Origin of the sequence: Streptomyces sp. NBC_00249, assembly GCF_026342355.1 — a bacterium.
Classification (GTDB): Bacteria; Actinomycetota; Actinomycetes; order Streptomycetales; family Streptomycetaceae; genus Streptomyces.
In genome coordinates, this window is the sequence record NZ_JAPEMV010000002.1 from 186,267 (window position 1) to 208,328 (window position 22,062).

At 72.0% G+C, this 22,062-nt stretch carries 21 protein-coding genes; 7 read left to right on the forward strand and 14 right to left on the reverse strand.

What is annotated here, in order from left to right:
- Positions 1–66: 66 nt before the first annotated feature.
- The 4 genes from OOK31_RS09670 to ureA are packed head-to-tail and all read right to left on the reverse strand — an operon-like array spanning position 67 to position 4,286.
- Entirely contained in the window at positions 67–702 is a 636-nt protein-coding gene (locus tag OOK31_RS09670) for a TetR/AcrR family transcriptional regulator (RefSeq protein WP_267012017.1), read from the reverse strand.
- A gap of 15 nt (positions 703–717) precedes the next feature.
- Complete coding sequence (locus tag OOK31_RS09675; protein WP_267012018.1) at positions 718–1,755, reverse strand: agmatine/peptidylarginine deiminase; 1,038 nt, start codon at positions 1,753–1,755, stop codon at positions 718–720.
- 30 nt (positions 1,756–1,785) lie between these two features.
- Positions 1,786–3,528, reverse strand: a complete 1,743-nt coding sequence (locus OOK31_RS09680; RefSeq protein ID WP_267012019.1) for an urease subunit alpha — start codon at positions 3,526–3,528, stop codon at positions 1,786–1,788.
- Positions 3,525–4,286 carry an urease subunit gamma gene (gene ureA / locus OOK31_RS09685; protein WP_267012020.1) on the reverse strand — a complete coding sequence of 254 codons (762 nt, stop codon included), beginning with the start codon at positions 4,284–4,286 and terminating at the stop codon, positions 3,525–3,527. Before ureA ends, OOK31_RS09680 begins: the two co-directional genes overlap by 4 nt.
- A gap of 157 nt (positions 4,287–4,443) precedes the next feature.
- On the opposite strand from ureA, the gene OOK31_RS09690 reads away from it, so the two are divergent.
- The gene (locus OOK31_RS09690; protein WP_267012021.1) at positions 4,444–5,880 is read left to right on the forward strand and encodes a cytosine permease; all 1,437 of its coding nucleotides are present in this window, start codon (positions 4,444–4,446) and stop codon (positions 5,878–5,880) included.
- An 88-nt stretch (positions 5,881–5,968) separates the two neighbouring features.
- On the opposite strand, the gene OOK31_RS09695 is transcribed toward OOK31_RS09690, so the two are convergent.
- The 4 genes from OOK31_RS09695 to OOK31_RS09710 form a co-directional block, all read right to left on the reverse strand.
- Positions 5,969–7,054 carry a branched-chain amino acid aminotransferase gene (locus tag OOK31_RS09695; RefSeq protein ID WP_267012022.1) on the reverse strand — a complete coding sequence of 362 codons (1,086 nt, stop codon included), beginning with the start codon at positions 7,052–7,054 and terminating at the stop codon, positions 5,969–5,971.
- Between the two features lie 226 nt (positions 7,055–7,280).
- A complete protein-coding gene (locus tag OOK31_RS09700; protein ID WP_267012023.1) occupies positions 7,281–8,321 on the reverse strand; it encodes a 3-isopropylmalate dehydrogenase in 1,041 nt (346 codons plus the stop codon).
- Between the two features lie 136 nt (positions 8,322–8,457).
- Positions 8,458–8,589: a hypothetical protein gene (locus OOK31_RS09705; RefSeq protein ID WP_267012024.1), complete on the reverse strand. Its 132-nt coding sequence runs from the start codon at positions 8,587–8,589 to the stop codon at positions 8,458–8,460.
- A 261-nt stretch (positions 8,590–8,850) separates the two neighbouring features.
- Entirely contained in the window at positions 8,851–9,750 is a 900-nt protein-coding gene (locus OOK31_RS09710; protein ID WP_267012025.1) for a LysR family transcriptional regulator, read from the reverse strand.
- Positions 9,751–9,849: 99 nt separating this feature from the next.
- Between OOK31_RS09710 and OOK31_RS09715 the strand changes: the two genes are divergently transcribed.
- Positions 9,850–10,863, forward strand: a complete 1,014-nt coding sequence (locus OOK31_RS09715) for an NADP-dependent oxidoreductase (protein WP_267012026.1) — start codon at positions 9,850–9,852, stop codon at positions 10,861–10,863.
- A 119-nt stretch (positions 10,864–10,982) separates the two neighbouring features.
- A complete protein-coding gene (locus OOK31_RS09720) occupies positions 10,983–13,013 on the forward strand; it encodes a phosphocholine-specific phospholipase C (protein ID WP_267012027.1) in 2,031 nt (676 codons plus the stop codon).
- On the opposite strand, the gene OOK31_RS09725 is transcribed toward OOK31_RS09720, so the two are convergent.
- The 3 genes from OOK31_RS09725 to OOK31_RS09735 all read right to left on the reverse strand — a co-directional run bounded on the left by OOK31_RS09725 (position 13,010) and on the right by OOK31_RS09735 (position 14,522).
- On the reverse strand, positions 13,010–13,546 hold the full coding sequence (locus OOK31_RS09725; protein ID WP_267012028.1) for a GNAT family N-acetyltransferase: 537 nt from the start codon (positions 13,544–13,546) through the stop codon (positions 13,010–13,012). The genes OOK31_RS09720 and OOK31_RS09725 overlap by 4 nt on opposite strands.
- On the reverse strand, positions 13,543–13,674 hold the full coding sequence (locus OOK31_RS09730) for a hypothetical protein (RefSeq protein ID WP_267012029.1): 132 nt from the start codon (positions 13,672–13,674) through the stop codon (positions 13,543–13,545). The genes OOK31_RS09725 and OOK31_RS09730 overlap by 4 nt, the downstream gene beginning before the upstream one ends.
- 137 nt (positions 13,675–13,811) lie before the next feature.
- Positions 13,812–14,522: a tyrosine-protein phosphatase gene (locus OOK31_RS09735; RefSeq protein ID WP_267012030.1), complete on the reverse strand. Its 711-nt coding sequence runs from the start codon at positions 14,520–14,522 to the stop codon at positions 13,812–13,814.
- Positions 14,523–14,610: 88 nt separating this feature from the next.
- On the opposite strand from OOK31_RS09735, the gene OOK31_RS09740 reads away from it, so the two are divergent.
- Positions 14,611–15,312 (forward strand): nitroreductase family protein, encoded by a 702-nt coding sequence (locus tag OOK31_RS09740; RefSeq protein ID WP_267012031.1) that lies wholly within the window; start codon positions 14,611–14,613, stop codon positions 15,310–15,312.
- 7 nt (positions 15,313–15,319) lie between these two features.
- Here the strand turns inward: OOK31_RS09740 and OOK31_RS09745 are convergent, their stop codons facing one another.
- Positions 15,320–15,751, reverse strand: a complete 432-nt coding sequence (locus OOK31_RS09745; protein WP_267012032.1) for a MarR family winged helix-turn-helix transcriptional regulator — start codon at positions 15,749–15,751, stop codon at positions 15,320–15,322.
- Positions 15,752–15,837: 86 nt separating this feature from the next.
- Between OOK31_RS09745 and OOK31_RS09750 the strand changes: the two genes are divergently transcribed.
- The gene (locus tag OOK31_RS09750; RefSeq protein WP_267012033.1) at positions 15,838–16,761 is read left to right on the forward strand and encodes a zinc-binding dehydrogenase; all 924 of its coding nucleotides are present in this window, start codon (positions 15,838–15,840) and stop codon (positions 16,759–16,761) included.
- An 80-nt stretch (positions 16,762–16,841) separates the two neighbouring features.
- On the opposite strand, the gene pruA is transcribed toward OOK31_RS09750, so the two are convergent.
- Both pruA and OOK31_RS09760 read right to left on the reverse strand, forming a co-directional pair.
- The gene (gene pruA, locus OOK31_RS09755; RefSeq protein ID WP_267012034.1) at positions 16,842–18,473 is read right to left on the reverse strand and encodes an L-glutamate gamma-semialdehyde dehydrogenase; all 1,632 of its coding nucleotides are present in this window, start codon (positions 18,471–18,473) and stop codon (positions 16,842–16,844) included.
- A gap of 35 nt (positions 18,474–18,508) precedes the next feature.
- Complete coding sequence (locus OOK31_RS09760; protein ID WP_267012035.1) at positions 18,509–19,435, reverse strand: proline dehydrogenase family protein; 927 nt, start codon at positions 19,433–19,435, stop codon at positions 18,509–18,511.
- A 199-nt stretch (positions 19,436–19,634) separates the two neighbouring features.
- Here OOK31_RS09760 and OOK31_RS09765 point away from each other — a divergent pair, with 199 nt between their 5' ends.
- Positions 19,635–20,795: a CdaR family transcriptional regulator gene (locus tag OOK31_RS09765; RefSeq protein ID WP_267012036.1), complete on the forward strand. Its 1,161-nt coding sequence runs from the start codon at positions 19,635–19,637 to the stop codon at positions 20,793–20,795.
- A gap of 768 nt (positions 20,796–21,563) precedes the next feature.
- Positions 21,564–22,058 (forward strand): hypothetical protein, encoded by a 495-nt coding sequence (locus tag OOK31_RS09770; protein ID WP_267012037.1) that lies wholly within the window; start codon positions 21,564–21,566, stop codon positions 22,056–22,058.
- Positions 22,059–22,062: the final 4 nt, after the last annotated feature.

The following is a 22,062-nucleotide window of genomic DNA, read 5'->3' on the forward strand; positions in this document are numbered from 1 at the left end:
CAGCATGCGGGCAGCCCCTGTCCGGCAGGCGGCCCGCCGCCCCTCGCGGGGCGGCCGGCGGGCGGGTCAGGCCCCGGCGACGAGGCTCTCGGCGAGGAACTCGCCCACGTGTTCCAGGATGTCCTGGCGCCCTATCCCGGGCAGGCCGACGGCGACCTGGATGCTAAACCCGTCGAGCAGGGCCCTGACCCGGGCGGCGAAGCGGTCCGGGTCCACGGGGCGGAACTCGCCGCGCGAGATGCCCTCGGCGAGCAGTGCGACCAGGTCGCGGTGCCAGGCGCCCTCGATGGCCGCCTGCCGGTCGCGTTCCTGGGGGCCGGCGTTCTGGGAGCGGTTCCAGACCTCCAGCCACAGCGTCCAGTGCGGGTCCCGGGCGCCTTCGGGCACGTACAGGTCCACGTACGCCTGGACGCGCTCGCGCGCCGAGCCGCGCCGGGAGAGCAGGGCCCGCCGCTCGGCGCCCAGGGCGGCCTCGCTCCACTCCAGGGTCTGCAGCAGGAGCTCATCCTTGCTGCCGAAGTAGTAGAGGAGGTGGCCGCTGCTCATGCCGACCTGCCGGCCGAGGCCGGCCATGGTCAGGCCCTCCAGTCCGCGCTCCGCGATCGTGGCCATGGCGGCGACGAGTACGTCCTCGCGCGGGGGCGCGTTCTTGCGCGCCGCCCGTACCGGTACTCCACCCGCCACCATGGGCCACTCCTTCATGAGGTCCGCCTCGGGTCAGACCTTCGGCTGCTGCTGGGTGATGCAGTGGATACCGCCACCCCCGGCGAAAATCGTACGTGCGTCAACGAGCGTCACGGTCCGCTCGGGGAAGAGACCGCGGAAGATCTCGGCGGCCTCCTCGTCGCGCGGGTCGTCGAAGGCGCAGAGCACCACGCCGCCGTTGCAGAGGTAGTGGTTGATGTACGAGTAGTCGACCCACTCGCCGTCCTCCTCCAGCACGGTCGGCGCGGGCACCTCCACGACCTCCAGCCGGCGGCCCTGGGCGTCGGTGGAGGCGCGCAGGATGGCGGCGATGGTCTTGCAGCGCTCGTGGTCCGGGTGGGCCGGGTCGGGCTGGGTGTGGACCATGACCACGCCGGGGCGGGCGAAGGCGGCGACGATGTCGACGTGGCCCTGGGTGCCGTAGGTGCCGTAGTCGCCGGCCAGGCCGTACGGGAGCCAGATGGCCTTCGTGGTGCCGAGGTGGGCGTGGATCTCGGCCTCGACCTGCTGGCGGGTCCAGCCGGGGTTGCGGCCCTCGCCGAGCTGCACGGTGTCGGTGAGGAGCACGGTGCCCTCGCCGTCCACGTGGATGGCGCCGCCCTCGTTGACGAGAGTGGTGCTGAAGGTGCGGGTGCCGGCGAGGTCGGAGACGTGCCGGGCGACCTTGGAGTCGTGGTCCCAGCGGGCCCACTCCTGGGCGCCCCAGCCGTTGAAGGTCCAGTCGACGGCGGCCAGTTCACCGGCGCCGTTGGTGACGAAGGTGGGGCCGATGTCGCGCATCCAGGCGTCGTCGAGCTCGCGCTCGACCAGCTGGACGTCGTCGCCGACGTGTCCGCGGGCGCTGTCGGCGTCGCCCGGGGAGACGACGAGGGTCACGGGCTCGTACGCGCGCACCGCGCGGGCGACGGAGCCCCAGGCCTCGCGGGCCTCGGCGAGCTCCTGCTCGTTGGTGAAGGTCGGGTTGGGGCTGGGCCAGGCCATCCAGGTGCGCTCGTGGGGCATCCACTCGGCGGGCATCCGGAATCCGTGGTTCACAGGCTTTTCAGTCATGACGGGGAGGTCCTTAGAGGCTGTGCTGGCTTACAAGAAGTACAGGCGGTTGAGGGAGACCGATTCGGCCGCTTCGGAGCGCAGCGGTTCCCCGTCGAGGGAGACGAGTCCGCTGCGCGCGTCCACATCGACCGCGCCCACCCGGGAGTTGAGGAGCAGGTCGCGCGGGCCGATGCCGCGGGTGCCGCGGACGGCGACGCGGCGCCTGCGGGTCGGCATCTCGTCGGAGCCGAGCGCGGCGGCCGCGGCGGAGACGAAGGCGACGGAGATGTCGGCGGCGGTGGCCCCGTAGGAGCCGAACTGCGGTCCGAGGACGAGCGGTTCGCAGGTGTCGGTGGCGGCGTTGGGGTCGCCGGTGACTCCGTAGGCGGGGAAGCCGGACTTCAGGACGAGCTGGGGCTTGGCGCCGAAGAACTGCGGGCGCCAGAGCACGATGTCGGCGAGTTTGCCGACCTCGATGGAGCCGATCTCGTGGGCCAGGCCGTGGGCGATGGCCGGGTTGATGGTCAGCTTGGCCATGTAGCGCAGGACGCGGGCGTTGTCGTCGCCCTCGCCGTCGCCGTCCAGCGGGCCGAGCTCGCCCTTCATCTTGGCGGCCATGGCGAAGGTGCGGCGGATGGTCTCGCCCGCACGCCCCATGCCCTGGGCGTCGGAGGAGGTGATGCCGATCGCGCCCAGGTCGTGGAGCACGTCCTCGGCGCCCATCGTGCCCGCGCGGATCCGGTCCCGGGCCATCGCCGCGTCGCCGGGCAGGTCCGGCTTGAGGTCGTGGACGGAGACGATCATGCCGTAGTGCTCGGCGACCGCGTCCCGCCCGAAGGGCAGGGTGGGGTTGGTGGAGGAGCCGATGACGTTCGGCACGCCCGCCATCTTCAGCACGTTCGGGACGTGGCCGCCGCCGCAGCCCTCGATGTGGAAGGCGTGGATGGTCCGGCCGTCCAGGACGCGCAGGGTGTCCTCCACCGACAGGCACTCGTTCAGGCCGTCGCTGTGCAGGGCCACCTGCACGTCGTGCTCCTCGGCCACCCGCAGCGCGGTGTCCAGGGCCCGGGTGTGGGCGCCCATGTCCTCGTGCACCTTGAAACCGGACGCGCCGCCCTCGGCCAGGGCCTCGACCAGCGGAGCCGCGTCCGAGGAAGAGCCCCGGGCGAGGAAGCCGATGTTCACCGGCCAGGCGTCGAAGGCGTTGAAGGCGTGCTTGAGGGCCCACGGGGAGTTGACGCCGACACCCCAGACCGGGCCGAACTCCTGACCGATGACCGTGGTGACGCCCGCGGCGAGCGAGGCCTCCATGATCCGGGGGGACAGCAGGTGGACGTGGGTGTCCACGGCGCCGGCGGTGGCGATGAGGCCTTCGCCGGAGACGATCGAGGTACCGGTGCCGACGACCACGTCGACCCCGTCGAGGGTGTCGGGGTTCCCGGCCCGGCCGATCGCGTGGATCCGGCCCTCGCGGATACCGATGGACACCTTGCGGATGCCCAGGACCGCGTCGATCACCAGCACATTGCTGATCACCACGTCACAGGTGTCACGGACGGCGGCGGCCTTCAGGTGCAGGCCGTCACGGGCCGTCTTGCCGAAACCCGCCAGGAACTCGTCGCCCGGCTTCTGCGCGTCGTGCTCGACGCGGACGGTCAGCCCCGAGTCGCCGAGCCGGACCCGGTCCCCGGCGCGGGGGCCGAAGACGGACGCGTACTCGTGCGGGTCGATGTGGCGGCTGCCGGGAGCGCAGTGCGCGCTGTGGTCGGTGTGCGGTGTCTGCCGGCTCATGCCGTCGTCCCTTCCGGGTGGTCGTGGGCGTCGGGGGTCGGGGCGTCGGCTTCAGCCTGCGCCGGGCCGGAAGCTCCGGAAGCGCCCAGGTAGCCGCAGGCCTCCGCGCGGGCCAGGGCCTGCTCCTTGGCCCCGGGGGCGTCGAGGGGCCCGTCGACCAGGCCCGCGAAGCCGACGGCGATCCGCTCGCCGCCGATCGGGACGAGGCCCACCTCGCCCTCGCCGTGCGGGTCGAAGCGCACGGAGGAGCCCGCGGGCACGCACAGCCGCATGCCGTAGGCGGCCGCGCGGTCGAAGTCCAGGCGCGGGTTCGCCTCGAAGAAGTGGAAGTGGGAGGTGACGCTCACCGGCACGGGGGCCGTGTTGCGCACCCGCAGGTGCACCTGCGGCTCGGGCTGCGGCGCGCCGGGGCCCGGTACGACCGCGCCGGGGGCGTCGTCGCCGAGGGAGACGGCGCCCTGGATCGGGGCCGAGACCACCGCGAGGCGGGATCCGTCGTCGAAGACGGCCTCCACGTGCACCTCGGTGACCACGTCGGACACGCCGGGCAGGACATCGCCGGGGCCGAGGACGCCACGGGCCTCCTCGATGGCCTCCGCCAGCCGCTTGCCGTCGCGCGCGGCCTCGCAGACCGTGTCCGCGATCAGCGCCGTGGCCTCGGGGACATTGAGCTTCAGGCCCCGGGCCCGCCGGGCCCTGGCCAGTTCCGCCGCGCTGCGCAGCAGCAGGCGGTCGCGCTCCGTTGGGGTCAGCCGCACGCCGATCCACCACCTTTTGAGTCGATGGGTTAGAGCATCACTCTAACTCTTCATTTCCTCGCAAGGAATCATTGACCTGAGACCAGGGCTTAGGTCACATTGAGTGTCGCTCAAACACATGCGCAACCACCCCCCGCCCTGCCAAGGGAGTCCCCCCATGCCCATCGAACAGCGCGGCGTCGACACCATCCCGGAGGAGGAGCGGACGAGCGGTCCCCGTGACCTGATCTCGATCCTCCTCGGCTCCAACCTCTGCCTCGGCGTGATCGTCTTCGGATGGCTTCCCCCGTCCTTCGGACTGGGCCTGTGGCCCTCGGTCACCGCCATCGTGACGGGCACCCTCGTCGGCATCGCCTTCACCGCGCCGCTCGCCCTGGTGTCCCTGCGCACCGCGACCAACCTGTCCACCTCGAGCGGCGCCCAGTTCGGCGTACGGGGGCGACTGGTCGGCTCGGTGGTCGGTCTGCTGCTCTCGCTCGGCTACACCGCGCTGACCCTGTGGATCGGCGGTGACGTGATGGTCGGGACCCTGTCCCGGCTCACCGGGCTGCCCGACACCGGGGTCTCGCGCGCCGCGATGTACGGAGTGCTGGCCGCCTGTACCGTCGTCGGGGCCGTCTTCGGCTACCGGCTGCTGCTGCGCATGAGCAAGGTCCTGTCCATCGGCATGGTGGTCCTGCTGGCCGTGGGCGTCTTCGCCTACGCCCCGGACTTCACCAGCGCCGCCCCGCCGGACACCGCGTACCTGCTCGGCTCCTTCTGGCCGACCTGGCTGCTGGCGGCCGTCGCCGCCGGACTCAGCGGCCCCGTCGCCTTCATCACGCTGCTCGGCGACTACACCCGCTACATCTCCCCCCGCGCGCACAGCCCCCGCAAGGTCCTGCGGGCCACCGCCCTCGGCCTGCTGGTCGGCCTGCTGATACCGCAGCTGTTCGGCACGTACACCGCCCTCGCCGCCAAGGCCGGCACCGACTACGCCGGGCCCCTCGTCGAGGCCGCGCCCTTCTGGTACCTGGTACCGCTGCTCGTGGCCGCCGCGGCCGGCTCGGTGGGCAACGCCGGGCTGATGCTCTACTCCATGGGCCTCGACCTCGACGCGATCGTGCCCCGCGCCACGCGCACGACGGCCACCGTCATCGCGGCCGCCGTCGCCACCGCCTTCGTCTTCTTCGGTTCCTTCGAGTGGGACGTGCAGTCCGCGATGACCTCGTTCGTCCTGCTGCTCACCGCGATCGGCACGCCCTGGGCCGTGATCACCCTGATCGGTTACGTGCGCTGCCGCGGGCAGTACGACGCCGACGCCCTCCAGGTCTTCAACCGCCGCTCGGTGGGCGGGATCTACTGGTACCGGGGCGGCTGGAACCTGCGGGCCACCGCCTCCTGGGCGATCGGCGCGGGCGTCGGCCTGCTCGCCGTGACCACCCCCTTCTACGAAGGCCCCCTGCTCGCCCTGACCGGCGGGGTCGACTGCTCCTTCGTGCTCTCCGGGCTGGCGGGCGGCCTCGTCTACGCGGCGCTGACCGCCCGCACCGCGCCCGCTCCGGTGCCCGCGCCCGCAGCCGAGGCCCCGGCGGAGGAGCCGGCCACGGCCTGAGGCACTCCCCCGCCGACGTGCGAAGGCCCGCGCTCCCTGGTCCAGGGGGCGCGGGCCTTCGTACGCAAACGTTTTGCCGGGGCGGGGGCTAGCCCAGCGGGTGCATCCAGCCGTGGTTGTCGGCGGTGCGGCCCGTCTGGAGGTCCAGCAGCGCCTTGCGGAGCTTCATGGTGACCTCGCCGGGCTCGCCGTTGCCCTGGGTCCAGTTGGCGCGCTCGGACTTGACCGAGCCGACCGGGGTGATGACGGCGGCGGTGCCGCAGGCGAACACCTCGGTGAGGGTGCCGTTCTCGTTGTCGCGCTTCCAGTCCTCGGTGGTGATCCGGCCCTCCTCGGCGGTGTAGCCGAGGTCGCGGGCGATCGTGAGGAGGGAGTCGCGGGTGATGCCCGGCAGGAGCGAGCCGGTCAGCTCGGGGGTGACGATGCGGTCGCCGTACACGAAGTACAGGTTCATGCCGCCCATCTCCTCGATCCAGCGGTGCTCCAGCGCGTCCAGCCAGACGACCTGGTCGCAGCCGTGCGAGGCGGCCTGGGCCTGGGCGACGAGGGAGGCCGCGTAGTTGCCGCCGGTCTTGGCCGCGCCGGTGCCGCCCTTGACGGCGCGGACGTACTCCTCGGAGAGCCAGACGGAGACGGGCTTGACGCCACCGGGGAAGTAGGCGCCGGCGGGCGAGGCGATGACCATGAAGAGGAACTCGTTGGCCGGGCGGACGCCCAGGCCGACCTCGGAGGCGAACATGAAGGGGCGCAGGTACAGCGAGGCCTCGCCGGAGTCCGGCACCCAGGCGCGGTCCTGCTTGATGAGGGCGTCGCAGGCCTCGATGAACAGCTCGGTGGGCAGCTCGGGCATCGCCATGCGGCGGGCGGAGGCCTGGAAGCGCTCGGCGTTGGCGCGCGGGCGGAAGGTGGCGACGGTGCCGTCGGGCTGCTTGTACGCCTTGAGGCCCTCGAAGATCGTCTGCGCGTAGTGCAGCGTCATGTTGGCCGGGTCGATCGACAGCGGCGCGTACGGGACCAGCTCGGCGTCGTGCCAGCCGCGCCCCTCGGTCCACTTGATCGTCACCATGTGATCGGTGAAGTGGCGGCCGAAACCGGGGCTGGCCAGGATCGCCTCGCGCTCCGCGGCGGACAGGGGGTTCGAGGAGGGCTTCAGCTCGATCGTGGGCGTCGTCATGAGTGCTTGTCCTTCACCGGTGGGTTGTGGTGGACCGCGCTCACGGCGTACTAGGACGTCCGAGCTTCCCCGTATTCCGCGGCCTCGCGTTCGATTATCGCGCGCGGGCAGCCTTCGGTGAAACGGGGCGTTAGCGGCCCAGGGGAGATGGTGGCACCCGGGGCCGCGCAGGAGAAGCCGCCAGGTCCCTTTGTGACCTGGCGGCTTCCTGGGTGGAGCTGCCGGGTCAGCCGGCTACTCGCGCGGCGAGGGCGTCGCCGATCGTGTCGGTGGAACGGAACGTACCGTCGCGCTCCGCGAGGTCGGCGGAGACGGCGTCCTCGATGCGGACGGCCTGGGCCTCGTAGCCGAGGTGGCGCAGCAGGAGGGCGACGGACAGGATCGTCGCGGTCGGGTCCGCCTTGCCGGTGCCGGCGATGTCCGGGGCGGAGCCGTGGACGGGCTCGAACATGGAGGGGAAGGAGCCGGTCGGGTTGATGTTCCCGGAGGCGGCCAGGCCGATTCCGCCGGTCACGGCGGCGGCCAGGTCGGTGAGGATGTCACCGAAGAGGTTGTCCGTGACGATGACGTCGAAGCGCTCGGGCTGGGTGACGAAGAAGATCGTCGCGGCGTCGACGTGCAGGTAGTCGGTGGTGACCTCGGGGTACTCCTGGCCGACCTTGTCGAAGATGTTCTTCCACATGTGGCCCGCGTACACGAGGACGTTGTTCTTGTGGACCAGCGTCAGCTTCTTGCGCGGGCGGGCGTTGGCCCGCTCGTACGCGTCACGGACGACGCGCTCGACACCGTAGGCGGTGTTGATGCTGACCTCGGTGGCCACCTCGGCGGGCGTGCCGGTGCGCAGGCTGCCGCCGTTGCCGGTGTACGGGCCCTCGGTGCCCTCGCGGACCACGACGAAGTCGATCTCCGGACGGCCGGCCAGCGGGGTGGCGGTGTTGGGGAAGAGCTTCGAGGGGCGCAGGTTGATGAAGTGGTCGAAGGCGAAGCGGAGCTTCAGCAGCAGACCGCGCTCCAGGACACCGGACGGGACCGACGGGTCGCCGATGGCGCCCAGGAGGATCGCGTCGTGGTGCTTGAGGGCTTCGAGCTCCGCGTCCGGGAGGGTCTCACCGGTGCGGTGCCAGCGCTGGGCGCCGAGGTCGTATTCCTTGGTCTCCAGCTTCACATCCTGGGGCAGGACCGCGGTAAGGACCTTGAGGCCCTGAGCCACGACTTCCTGGCCGATGCCATCACCGGGGATCACTGCGAGATTGATGCTGGTCGACATGACGGAACCGTACTCCGTGTCCCAGCCCTCAGACATATCGCGTCCACCATATGGACCCCCGGTCGGCCTGCGGGGGCCGACGGGAACCAGGGGCGGGCGCGACATGCCGGGGCCTCGATTTCGGTGACCGGGAGGGTCAGTGGCCGGTCGAGCCGCCGTTGTCGCGGCGGTCCAGGGCGCGCTGGAGGGCGGCGGCGGCGTTCTTGCGGTCCTCGTCGGCCGGGGAGGTGTGGCGGACGCGGCGGGAGGCAGCGGTGGTGGGGGTCATGGTGATCGACTCCTTGAGATCACGGCGTGGCGGGGCCACGGATGAGGGGTTCCTTCAAGGCGCCGGAAGAGGCGGGGAGCGGTGCGCCGCAGGGGTTGCCTGCCAGGGGCGCGCGCTCTCGACCGCCATTCGCCGGATCGGCGAGACGTTCGGCTCCTACAAAGCTAGGCCAGGTCCTGCTGTATGTCTCCGCAATTACTCGGACTTCCTACTATCTGAGACGCAGAACCGCCCGGAAGGACCCTTCTCGTGGTTCCGGTTTCAGACCTTGTCGGCCCTGAGTTCCCTGATCAGAGCCCTTACGACGAGAGTCTCAGCAGATTCCGGTGTGGTGACGTATCCCACGCGCCTCACCGGCCTCTCCGGCCCCAGTGCGGCGATCTCCACGGCCTCCGTGGCCTCGCGCAGCGACAGCTCCGGCATGATCGCCATGCCCAGGCCCCGGCCGACCATCGTGAGCACCATCGCGTCGTCCTCCGCCTTCACCGTCGCCGCCGGGATCCAGTCCTGGGACCGCCACCAGGCGCGGGTGTAGGAGCCGCAGTTCTCGTCCCAGTCCAGCAGCGGCAGCGCCCTGGGGTCCGGGTGTCCGGCCGGGTGCACCAGGGAGTACGCCTCCACGGCCAGGTCCCCCGCCAGCAGGCCCGGCGGCAGCCCCGCGGTGGCGGCCTCCCCGGGCCCGCCCAGCGTGGCGATGCCCAGGTCGGCCCGGCCCGCGGCCACCTCCCCCGCCACCCCGGCGCCGACCTCGCGGACCACCCTGACCTCGGGGCGGACCCCGGGGTGCCGCGCGGTCAGCCGCTCCAGGGCGGGCGGCAGCAGGTGCAGGGCCGCGCTGCGGAAGGCGGCGACCCGCAGCACCCCGGCCGGCTCCTGCTGCCCGGGGGCGGCCCGCCCGGCGGCGCGCGCCTCCGCGCCGAGGACCTCGTAGAGCCGCAGGATGCGCCGGCCCAGGGCCACGGCCCGCTCCCCCGCCGGGGTCGGCGAGGCGCCGGAGCGCCCGCGCTCGAAGAGCACGGCGCCCACCTTGGCCTCGCTGCCGCGCACGGAGTGGGAGACGGCCGACTGGCTGATGCCGAGCTCCGCGGCGGCGGCGGAGAAGCCGCCCGCTGCGGCGACGGCGACCAGCACCCTCAGTTCCTGCGGGGCGAGCTCGGCCACGGGTTCCCACCTCGGTGTATGAGCCGCGCTCATGGATGCGCGGCTTCCATGAGCCCAACCCCCTGCCCGGGGCGGTGATTCCTTCCTACGGTCCTGACCATGACCACGAACACCGCTCACTTCGTCCACCAGACCGCCCGCCCCACCGGCTTCCCCGCCGCCTCCGACTTCACGTACGTCTCCTCCCCCGTACCCGAACCCGCCCCCGGGACGGCCCTGGTGGAGAACCTGCTGCTGTCCGTGGACCCCTACCACCGGGGCCTGATGGACGGCGGCGAGGGCGGCTTCGAGCTGCACGCCCCCCTCGAAGGCCGCGCGGTGGGCCGGGTGCTCGCCTCCCGCGACCCGGGCCTGGCGGAGGGCGACCTGGTCTTCCACCGGGCGGGCTGGCGCACGCACGCGCTGGTCACCCCCGGCGCCGACGGGACGCGCAAGCTGCGCGGCCACGCGGGCGTGCCGCTGGAGGCGTACCTGTCGATCCTGGGCGGCACCGGCCTGACCGCGTACGCCGCCCTGACCCGCACCGCCGCCCTGCGCGCGGGCGAGGACCTCTTCGTCTCGGCAGCCGCGGGCGGGGTCGGTACGGCCACGGGGCACATCGCCCGGCTGCTGGGCGCCGGCCGGATCGTCGGCAGCGCGGGCTCCGCGGCGAAGGTCCGCCACCTGACGGACGTCCTCGGCTTCGACGCCGCCTTCGACTACCACGACGGGCCGGTCGGGGAGCAGCTGGCGGCCGCCGCCCCCGAGGGGATCGACGTGTACGTGGACAACGTGGGCGGGGAGCACCTGGAGGGCGCGATCGACTCCCTGCGCGAGTACGGGCGGATCGCCTGGGTCGGTGCGATCTCGATGTACAACGGCGACCGGTCCCCGGCCGCGCCCCGCAACCTCTTCGAGGTCGTACACAAGTCGCTGCGCCTGGAAGGGGTATTGGTTCGAAATCACACCAATCTCCAGGAGGAGCTGGAAGAGTTCCTCGTGCCCCATCTGCGCAGCGGACTGGTGGGCACCGACACCACCGTTGTGCAGGGATTCGACCGTACGGTGCAGGCCTTTCTGGGCATGCTGCGGGGGGACAACCTGGGCAAGATGCTGGTCCGTCCCACCATCTGAATCCAGCCAACCCGATGTTCACCGACTCCTTACCGCACGGATGTAGACCTTTGGCGTGGCCGGCGTCACTCTTGCGGTCAATGTGCCAGCGGGGCACTTGAGTTGGAGGCGGGCACCCAGTGACACCGATCAGCCGCAGAGGATTCGTGGGAATCGGCGCCGGGCTCGTGGCGGGCGCGGCCCTGCCCGCGGTCGCGTCGTCCTCGGCGGCCGCGGCCGCCGCGTCCGGCACGATCACCGACGTGAAGCACGTGGTGATCCTGATGCAGGAGAACCGCAGCTTCGACCACTACTTCGGCAGGCTGAAGGGGGTCCGCGGCTTCGGTGACCGCGCCGCCGGCAACATCCCCGGCGGCTGGGGCACCTTCAACCAGCCCAACTGGGGCGGCCGCCAGTACCCGTGGAAGCTCTCCTCCACCCCGCCGGCCGGCGGGGCCGACAGCCAGACCCTGGCCCAGTGCACCGGCGACCTCCCGCACAGCTGGACCTCGCAGCACGCGGCCTGGAACAACGGCCGGATGGACAACTGGGTCGCCGGCGTCGGCAAGACCCACACCCTCGGCTACCTCGACCGCGGCGACATCCCCTTCCACTACGGGCTCGCCGACCACTACACGATCTGCGACGCCTACTTCTGCTCCACCCTCAGCGCGACCGGCCCGAACCGCACCTTCCTGTGGAGCGGCAGGATCGACGCGGGCAGCAAGGACGGCGGCGAGGAGTCCGGGCTGACCTGGGAGACGTACGCGGAGGCCCTCCAGCGGGCCGGGATGACCTGGAAGGTCTACCAGAACGCCCAGGACAACTACGGGGACAACGGCCTCGCCTACTTCAAGAAGTTCACCGACGCCAGGCCGGGCGACCCGCTGTGGGACCGCGGCATGGGCTCCGTCCCGAAGGTGACCGGCTCCACCCCGGACGACATCGCGGCCGCCATCCGCGCGGACGTCGTCGCCGGCACCCTCCCCCAGGTCTCCTGGGTCGTGGCGAACGAGGCCTTCTCCGAGCACCCTTACGCCCCGCCCGGCGACGGCGCGCACTTCGTGGACCTGGTCTACCGGGCGCTCGCCGCGAACCCGGAGGTCTTCGACTCCACCGTCCTGTTCCTCAACTACGACGAGAACGACGGCTTCTTCGACCACGTCGCGCCGCCGGTCGCCCCGCCCGGCACCCCCGACGAGTACGTCGACGGCACCCCGATCGGGCTGGGCTTCCGCGTCCCGATGCTCGTGATGTCCCCCTGGACCCGGGGCGGCTGGGTGAGCTCGGAGGTCTTCGACCACACCTCGGTGCTGCGCTTCATGGAGACCTGGACGGCAGCCCTGGGCACCCCGGCCGCCTGCCCGAACATCAGCGCGTGGCGCCGCAAGGTGGTCGGCGACCTGACCGGCGTCTTCGACTTCGCGCACCCCGTCTACGGGGTCCCGGTGGGCCTGCCCTCCACGGCGAAGGTCATCGGGCAGGCGACCTGCGGCCCGCTCCCCAACCCGGCGCCGCAGGACAACGCCCAGCCGGCGCAGGAGTCCGGGACGCGCCCGGCGCGCGCCCTGCCGTACCAGGTGAACGGCAACATGGACCGCCTGGAGTTCGGGGCGGCGGGGAAGATCCTGGCCTGGTTCTCGATGACCAACCAGGGCGCCCAGGCCAAGCGGCCCGCGCACTTCTCGATCCAGCCGCACCAGTACCGGGACACCTCCGCCTGGCAGTACACGGTGGACCCGGGCGCCACCTCGACGGACTGGTTCAGCATCGGCCTCGGCGCGGGCTCCGGAAAGTACGACATCTCGATGTACGGGCCCAACCGCTTCCTGCGCCGCTTCATCGGGGACGCGGCCAAGCCCGGGAAGTCCCTGGAGGCCGCGGCCCGCTTCGCGGTGGAGCCGGGCACCGGCAAGACGGCGATCTGGTTCAGGATGACCAACGCCTCCGCCGCGCCGGTCACCTTCACGGTCCGCTCCAACGCCTACCGCACGGACGGCCCGTGGACCTACACGGTCCCGGCGAACTCCTCGCGCGAGGACTTCTTCAACGCGGTCGCGTACAACAAGGGCTGGTACGACTTCACGATCCTGGCCGACTCCGACGGCACCTGGTCGCGCCGCTACACGGGCCACATTGAGACGGGCGCCGCGAGCATCAGCGGAAGCTAGAGCACGTCCCCGTCCCGCCAGTCGAAGTCCAGCCGTCCGGCGGGGTCCAGTACCGCCCCGCCGGGCGGGGTCCACACGTAGGTCGAGCCCTCCTCCTCGGGGAGCCGCTCGGGGCCGTGCGGTCCGAGGACCCCGACCGGGCCGGGGTGCGGGCACCAGCCCCGGCCCGCGTACAGGGCCGCGCCCTCCTCGGACGCCGACAGCGCGCCCAGGACGTAGGCCCGGCCGATGATCCGCTCCAGCTCGGCCATCACCCGCCCGGCCAGCCCGCGCCGGCGCGACTCGGCGCGTACGGCCACGGCCTCCACGTACCCGGTGCGCAGGGCCCGGCCCCGGTGCAGCACGCGCCGCTGGACGACACTGCCGTGGGCGACGAGCCGCCCGTCCCGCTCGACCAGGACGTGCATCCCGCCGAGGGCGTGCTCGAAGTCCTCGTCGGAGAACTCCCCGCCGAAGGCGGCGTCGAGCAGCTCCCGGATCGCGCGCAGTTCACCGGCGGCCAGCTCGGCGGTGTGGGCCGTACGTACGCTCACGGCTCCTCCAGCCAGTCGGTGTACCAGGTGCGGAAGTCGGGGCTCGCGGGGACGAAGCCGCCCCAGTCCGGGTCCAGCCGCCACACCTGCCCGGCGCACGGACCGTTCAGGACCAGCCGCAGGTACATCCCGCAGCCCTCCTCGGCGAGGGTGAGCGTGCCGCCGGTCAGCGCCTCGGCCGGGCCCTTGAGCGCTCCCGGCAGCGGCCCGGCCGGAGCCGCTCCCGCACCGCGTGCGCGTCCCAGCTCTCCATGCGGGGACCGTATCAGCGCCCCCGGAGCCGGCCCTCCAGCCGCCCGAGCTCCGCCGCGTCCAGCCCGGCCGCGCGCAGGTAGGCCTCCGCGTCCAGTTCCGCGGCGGCGTCCCGGGCCAGGGCGTGGACGGTGGTGCCGAGGCCGGCGACGTACTCGTCGATCTCCGTGGCGTCGTACGGCCGCTCCTGCGCGGCGTACCGGGCGCGCACCCGCGGCTCGCTCAGCGCGTGGTCGTCGGCGATCTCCTCGGGGCTCGCCCCGGCGAGGCGCAGCAGGACGAGCGCGACGATCCCGGTGCGGTCACGGCCCAGGCCGCAGTGGAAGGCGACGCCGCCCGGCGGGGCGTCGGCGACGGCCCGGGCGACGGCGGCGACGCGGTCGGGGAAGCGTTGGAGGAAAGGCCGGAAATACGCGGGCGTTCCGAATCCCGGAGTGCCCCACCACACGTCCCAGAAGTCCCGGTGCTCGATCCCGTCGAGGGGGATGCGCAGGGTCGTCAGCCCGGCCGGGCGCGGGCTGTGGTCCACCTCGCGCTCGTCGTCGTTGCGCAGGTCGAGCACGGTCCGGACGCCGTGTGCGGCCAGGGTGGTCCAGCCGCGCGCCGTCAGTGCGTCGAGGCTGTCGGCGCGGAACAGGGCGCCGCGCCGGAGCCCGCCCAGGCCGCCGAGGTCGCGGGCGTTGAAGCAGCCTTCCCAGTCCACGAAACGACCGACGTTCGTCATCCTCATAGCCCTCCTATCAACACACAACGGACAGTTGCTGATGACGAGACCCTGGCCGCGGGCGGTTCCGTCCCGTGAAGATCTGCGCATGTCGCCTGAGACCCAGCAGTGGACCCCCACCCACGGCGAGCCGTACCGGCCCGTCGCCTACCGGCCCGCGCGCATGCCGGCCGCGGAATCCCTCGCGCGCGCGGCGGAGTTGCGCACGCGCATGGACGAGCGGCGGACGGTGCGCCACTTCTCCCCCGATCCCGTCCCCGAGCAGGTCGTCCGGGACGCCGTCGCCTGCGCCGCCACCGCCCCCTCCGGGGCGCACCAGCAGCCGTGGACGTTCGTCCTGGTCAAGGACCCGGCGATCCGGCAGCAGATCCGCGCCGCCGCCGAGCAGGAGGAGCAGATCTCCTACGACGGCCGGCTCGGCGACGAGTGGCTCGCGGCGCTGCGCCCCATCGGCACGGACGCCGTCAAGACCCACCTCACGGACGCGCCCGCGCTGATCGTGGTCTTCCAGCAGCGCTACTGGCTCGGCCCGGACGGCACGAAGCGCAAGCACTACTACGTCGACGAGTCGGTCGGCATCGCGGTCGGCATGCTCCTGTCCGCCCTCCACCTCAGCGGCCTGGCCGCCCTCGTCCACACCCCGAGCCCGATGCGCTTCCTGGGCCACGTCCTGGACCGCCCGGAGAACGAGAAGGCCTTCGCGGTCGTCCCGGTGGGCTACCCCGCCGAGAACTGCGAGGTCCCGGACCTGGTCCGCAAGTCCCTGGACCAGGTGATGGTGGAGGTCTAGCCCTGGTCTAGCCCGCCTCGTGGAGGCGGGTCAGGAGGGTGACCAGCTGGCCGCGTTCGGCCGGGGTGAGGGGGGCCAGGAGTTCGGCGTTGGCGGTTTCGGCCAGGGTGGCGCAGCGGGTGAGGGTGGCCAGGCCGGCTTCGGTGGCGGTGACGGCGTTCTTGCGCCGGTCGGCCGGGTCCGGGGTGCGGACGACGAGGCCGGCTGCCTGGAGGTGGTTGAGGAGGCCGACCAGGTCCTTGGGGTCGATGGCGAGGCGCCGGCCCAGGTCGGCCTGGGCGAGGGGGCCGTACTCGGCCGTCGCCGCGAGTACCGCGTGGTGCGCGAGCTTCAGCCCCTCGGCGGCGATGGCGTCGGCGACCAGCCCGCGGCCGCGTGCGGCGACCCGGCCGACGAGCCAGCTGGGCAGGGACTGGATGTGGGCGAGGGCTGAGGTCATGGGCCGAGCCTACCGAAAAGTCGTTGGACTTCCCCACGACTTTCCGCCTATCGTTGGGATGTCCAACGAATCGGAGGGGGAAGTCCGTGCTGCGCGTACGCCATGAGGTCAACGGTGGTCCCGAGGTGCTGTTCACCGAGGAGGCCGAGGTGCCCGCGGCCGGGGCCGGGGAGGTCCTGGTGCGGGCCGAGGCCGTCGGGGTGACCCTGCCGACCGTGCGCAAGGTGCGCGAGGGCAGCGGGCCGGTGTCCTTCGGCGGGGAGGTCGCCGGCACGGTCGTCGCCGTCGGCCCGGACGCGCGCGGCTTCGCCGTCGGCGACCGCGTCACCGGGCTCTGCTTCGACCACGCCTACGCCGAGTTCGCCGTCCTCGCGGCCCCCCTCGCCACCCGGATCCCGGACGGCGTGGACCCCGTCGACGCCGTCGCCCTGGTCCGCAGCGGCCTGGTCGCCCGCGGGGCGTACGAGTCGGCCCGGGTCGAGCCCGGCGAGTCGGTCCTCGTCACCGCGGCGGCGAGCGCCGTGGGCGGCCTGGCGCTCCAGTACGCCAAGGCCCTCGGGGCGGGCCGGGTGGTCGCCGCCGTGAGCAGCGCCGCCAAGGCCGCCTTCGTGCGCGGCCTCGGCGCCGACGAGGTCGTGCTCTACGGGGACGCCGACTGGGGCGGCCCGTACGACGTGGTCCTCGACGGGGTCGGCGGCGAGCTCCTCGCCCCCGCCGTCCGGGCCCTGGCCACCGGGGGCCGCCTGGTGGCGTTCAGCTCCGGCGGCGGCACGGTCGAGGCGTACGAGCTGCTGGTCCGGGGCGCCTCGCTGATCGGTTTCCAGATGCGGGCCGTCGCCCAGGGCCGGCCGGAGCTGTACGCCCGCTGGCAGCGCGAGCAGTGGGAGATGTACGCGGCCGGGACCCTGCGGACCTCCGTGCACGAGCGGATCCCGCTCGCCGACGCGGCCCGCGCGCACGCGGTGATCGAGGAGCGGCGCAACCTCGGCAAGGTCGTCCTCGTGCCGTAGGACCCGGCCCCGGAACTGGGACCGCCCCCGCTCCGGACTTGGGGGTACCGGAGCGGGGGCGGGGTTCAGCGGTGGGCGGGTCAGCCCATGTGCGGGTAGCCGTACTCGGTCGGCGGGACCAGGGTCTCCTTGATGGAGCGGGTCGAGGTCCAGCGCAGCAGGTTCGACGCCGCGCCCGCCTTGTCGTTCGTACCCGAGGCGCGGCCGCCGCCGAAGGGCTGCTGGCCGACGACGGCGCCGGTCGACTTGTCGTTGATGTAGAAGTTGCCCGCCGCGAAGCGGAGCTTCTCCATCGTGTCGGCGGCCGCGTAGCGGTCCTGCGCGATGACGGCGCCGGTCAGGGCGTACGCCGAGACGTTCTCCATCTGGGCGAGCATCTCGTCGTACTTGTCGTCCTCGTAGACGTGGATCGCGAGGATCGGGCCGAAGTACTCGGTCGTGAAGACCTCGTTCTCCGGGTCGGTGCACTCGATGACCGTGGGGCGCACGAAGTAGCCCTCGGAGTCGTCGTACGTGCCGCCGGCGACGATCGTGCAGGTCGGGTCGGCCTTCGCACGGTCGATCGCGGCCTTGTTCTTCGCGAAGGAGCGCTCGTCGATGACCGCGCCGATGAAGTTCGACAGGTCGCGGACGTCACCCATGGTGATGCCGTCGACCTCGGCCGCGAACTGCTCCTTGAAGCCGTCGTTCCAGATCGAGGCCGGGACGTAGGCGCGCGAGGACGCGGAGCACTTCTGGCCCTGGAACTCGAAGGAACCGCGGGTCAGGGCGGTCTTCAGGATCGCGCGGTCCGCGGACGGGTGCGCGACGACGAAGTCCTTGCCGCCGGTCTCGCCGACCAGACGCGGGTAGGAGCGGTACTTCTCGATGTTGTTGCCGACCGTCTTCCACAGGTACTGGAAGGTCTTGGTCGAGCCGGTGAAGTGGATGCCGGCCAGCTCGGGGTGGTTCAGGGCCACCTCGGAGACGGCGATGCCGTCGCCCGTCACCAGGTTGATGACGCCCTTGGGCAGACCGGCCGCCTCCAGGACCTCCATCAGCAGGACGGCGGAGTGCGTCTGCGTCGGGGACGGCTTCCACACGACCACGTTGCCCATCAGGGCCGGGGCGGTCGGCAGGTTGCCGGCGATGGCCGTGAAGTTGAACGGCGTGATCGCGTAGACGAAGCCCTCCAGCGGGCGGTGGTCGCTGCGGTTCCACACGCCGGCCGAGTTGGCGGCGGGCTGCTCGGCCAGGATCTGCCGGGCGAAGTGGACGTTGAAGCGCCAGAAGTCGACGAGCTCGCACGGGGTGTCGATCTCCGCCTGCTGCGCGGTCTTCGACTGGCCCAGCATGGTGGAGGCGGCCAGCTTCTCGCGCCACGGGCCGGCCAGCAGCTCGGCGGCACGCAGGATGATCGCGGCGCGGTCGTCGAAGGACATCGCGCGCCAGGCCGGGGCGGCGGCCAGGGCGGCGTCGACGGCCTCCTGGGCGTCGGCCTCGGTGGCGTTGGCGTACGTACCGATGACCGACTTGTGGTCGTGCGGCTGCACGACGTCGAAGCGCTCGCCGCCGCCCATCCGCTTGACGCCGTCGATCGTCATCGGCAGGTCGATCGGGTTCTCGGACAGCTCCTTGAGCTGCGCTTCGAGCCGTGCGCGCTCCGGGGTGCCGGGGGCGTACGAGTGGACCGGCTCGTTGACCGGCGCGGGGACCTGGGTCACAGCATCCATGGGGCGGGTAACTCCTTGACCTTGGTTTCGTGGACCTAGTTCTTGGTGATCATCGAGCGGAGGAAGAACAGCAGGTTGGCCGGCTTCTCCGCGAGGCGGCGCATGAAGTAGCCGTACCAGTCGGTGCCGTACGCCGTGTAGACGCGCATCCGGTGGCCCTCGGCGGCGAGCCGCAGGTGCTCCTCGCTGCGGATGCCGTACAGCATCTGGAACTCGTACTCGTCCAGCTTGCGCCCGGCCTGGCGGCCGAGCTCCTGGGCGATGGCGATCAGGCGCGGGTCGTGCGACCCGATCATCGGGTAGCCGTCGCCCTCCATCAGGATGCGCATGATCCGGACGTACGCCTTGTCGATCTCGGCCTTGTCCTGGTACGCGACCTCGGCGGGCTCCTTGTAGGCGCCCTTCACGATGCGGACGCGGCTGCCGGCGGCGGCCAGGCGGCGGGCATCGGCCTCGGTGCGGAAGAGGTACGCCTGGATCACGCAGCCGGTCTGCGGGAAGTCGCGGCGCAGCTCCTCGTGGATGGCGAACATCGAGTCGAGGGTGGTGTGGTCCTCGGCGTCCAGGGTGACGGTGGTGCCGATGGCGGCGGCGGCCTCGACGACCGGGCGGACGTTGGCGAGGGCCAGTTCGTGGCCGCCCTCCAGCGCCTGGCCGAACATGGACAGCTTGACCGACATCTCGACCGTCTCACCGAGGCCGAGGGCGGCCAGGCGCTCGATGAGCTGGAGGTACGCGTCACGGGCGGCGTGGGACTGCTCCACGGCGGTGATGTCCTCACCGACGACGTCGAGCGTCACCTCGAGGCCCTTGCGCGTCAGGTCCTCGACGATCGGGATGACCTGGTCGACCGTCTCACCGGGGATGAACCGGTTCACCACGGGCTTGGTCACCGGGGCGGCAGAGACGATTCGGCGCATCTTGTCGCTGCGCGAGGCGGCGAGGATCGCGGGACCCAGCACGGGGCACCTCCAACGGGTGGCAGAAGCAGGCATACGGTCCGCCGCGGGATGTGCGGAGGCCATAAGAAAAACGCAAGTAAAACCACCGTGAAACCTAAGGATCTCCACGATCCTCTGCCATCGACAGCTGTCACGCATCCGTGTCCCGGATCTCATACATCTGTCTGAAGAGCGGGTGCGGGGGTGGGAGAATGTCCGCGTGAAGGGCGATTACCAGGACCTGGTGGACGAGATCTCGGCGCTGCTGGGCGCCCCGGCGACGCTGGAGAACCGGGACTTCCGCCTCATCGCCTTCGGTGCGCACGACAGCGACAGCGACGGCGGCGAACTCGTCCTGGACCCCGTACGCACCCGCTCGATCCTGACCCGGCAGTCCACGGCGGCGGTGCGCAGCTGGTTCGAGGGCTTCGGCATCGCCCGCGCCACGGGCCCGGTCCGCATCCCGGCGGCCCCGGACGCGGGGGTCCTGACGGGGCGGATCTGCCTGCCGGTGCGCTACCGGGGCATCGTGCAGGGCTACGTATGGCTCCTCGACCAGGACCCGGGCCCCGGGGCGGAAGCCCTGGAGGCGGCCATGGAGGCGGCCCAGCGGATCGGGGTGCTGCTCGCGGAGGAGGCCAAGGCGGGCGCGGACCTGTCGCGGGAGTTCCTGGCGGTGCTCACCGCCGGTCGGGGCTGGCAGCGGGACATGGCGGTGGCGGCGCTGCGCCTCGCCCTCGGGCCGGGCGCGGACGGCCTGCACGCGGCGGTGTGCGTGGCGCCGTGGGCCGGGGAGCCGCCGGCGTCGGTACCGGGGGCGGCGGCGGTGTGCGTGGTCCCGGCGGAGGCGGGAGGCCCGGGGCAACTGGCCGTACTGCTCCGGCTCCGGTCGGCGGACGCGCTGGCTCCGGCCCTGACGGCGGTGGGGCGGCTGCTGCCCCGCGCGGGGACGGGTACCGGCACGGGTGTCACCGCCGGGCTCTCCGACCCGGTCCGGGGACTCGCGGGGCTGCCCGCCGCCTGGGCGCAGGCCACCGCCGCGGCCCGGACGGCCGCCGCCCAGCCGCGGCTGGGCCCGGTGGCCCAGTGGTCGGGGATCGGCCCGTACCGGATGCTGGCGACGCTGGCGGCGAGTCCCGTGGACGATCCGGCGACCCGCGCGCTGCTCGGCCCGGCCCACCGCGAACTGGCCCGCACCGCCGAGGTGTTCCTCGACTGCGCCGGCCAGGCGGGCCGCGCGGCGGCGGCCCTGGGCATCCACCGCCAGACCCTGTACTACCGGTTGGGCCGGGTGGAGCAACTGACCGGCCTCGACCTGGACACGGGCGAGGACCGCCTCCTCCTCCACATGGCCCTCAAGGCCTCCCACCTGCAGGGCTGATCCAGGTTCCACCGTCTGGCGAAAACTGTCGGCGGATCATGAGCACACTCGCGAAGCTCCGCGTCGGCGACCGCGACCTGATCCGACTTCCCAAGCCTCCGCACTCACCACGATGCTTCCGGGCGCATGCGAAAGCCGCGGGCCGCGAGAATCCGATCCGCCCGGAGCCCTCCAGTGAGCGACCGCCCGACAGAACGCCCCTCCGTACCCGAGGCTCCGCCTCCACCCGAAGCCACGGACGCCCCAGAACCAACTTCCCCGGACGACTCGGCACGCCCTGCACCTGCGGACTCGGACCACCCCGATGCCCCGAACCCCGCCGAAGCCCTGGGCACAGCGGAGTCCACGCGCCCGACCGAAGCCCCGGAACCGGACGCGGTCACAGCTCCGGATCCCATCGCCCCCTCACGTGGACCCGAGGCTCCAGACCCACAGGATGCGTCGCGGCGACGATCCATCGAGGCGCCGGATGAGGCACCGGACCCGGATGCCGCGCCCGGCCGCTTCGGAGGTCCCGAACGTGCGGACGCCCACGAACAGGCAGGATCCGTTCTCCTCGAAGCAGACGAAGCACCCGAGCCAGACCAGGCATCGGACGCTCCGCGAGCTCCGGAATCGACGGCCGAAGCCCGCGCAGCGTCACCCGGCGACGACCCTGATACCGCGCCCGACCCGACCCTGCCCCACGACGTCCCCGGATCCCGCCCCGAGTCACCCGAACCGGCCGAGCCGCTTTCGGAAGCCGCCCCCGACCCGGACGAGGCACCCGTGCCGAACGGCATCGCCGGGACCGGAGCGGAGCCCGACCGAATGGCAGCGGCAATCGACAAGACTGTCGATCTCGACCAACTGGGTAGGACACCCATCTGGCGCGGCGACAACGCTCCCCTGTACAGGAACGACAACAGAGATCCCGAGGAAATATTCGAGATCGGCTTCGAAGCACGCGACCCCTCACGCGTCGACCTCGTTGAACACGTGGAGGACAGCAATGCCTCAGCATTCGTCAGAACCTCATACCGCGATGACATCGGCGACGACTTCGGAAGTAAATACACATACGAAATTGACGCACCTGGCGGAATCGACGTGAACACAACCATGGGGACACACCCACTCTCCTACGAGAAAGAGGTAGCATTCCCTGGCGGGATCCGCCCCGAGTACATCAAGGGAGCCCGCCCGTACAGCTACGCGACTGGCGAGCTCGGCAATCTCACACCCAACCCGAACTACCGCCCCGAGGTCGAACGTGTCAAATGAACCG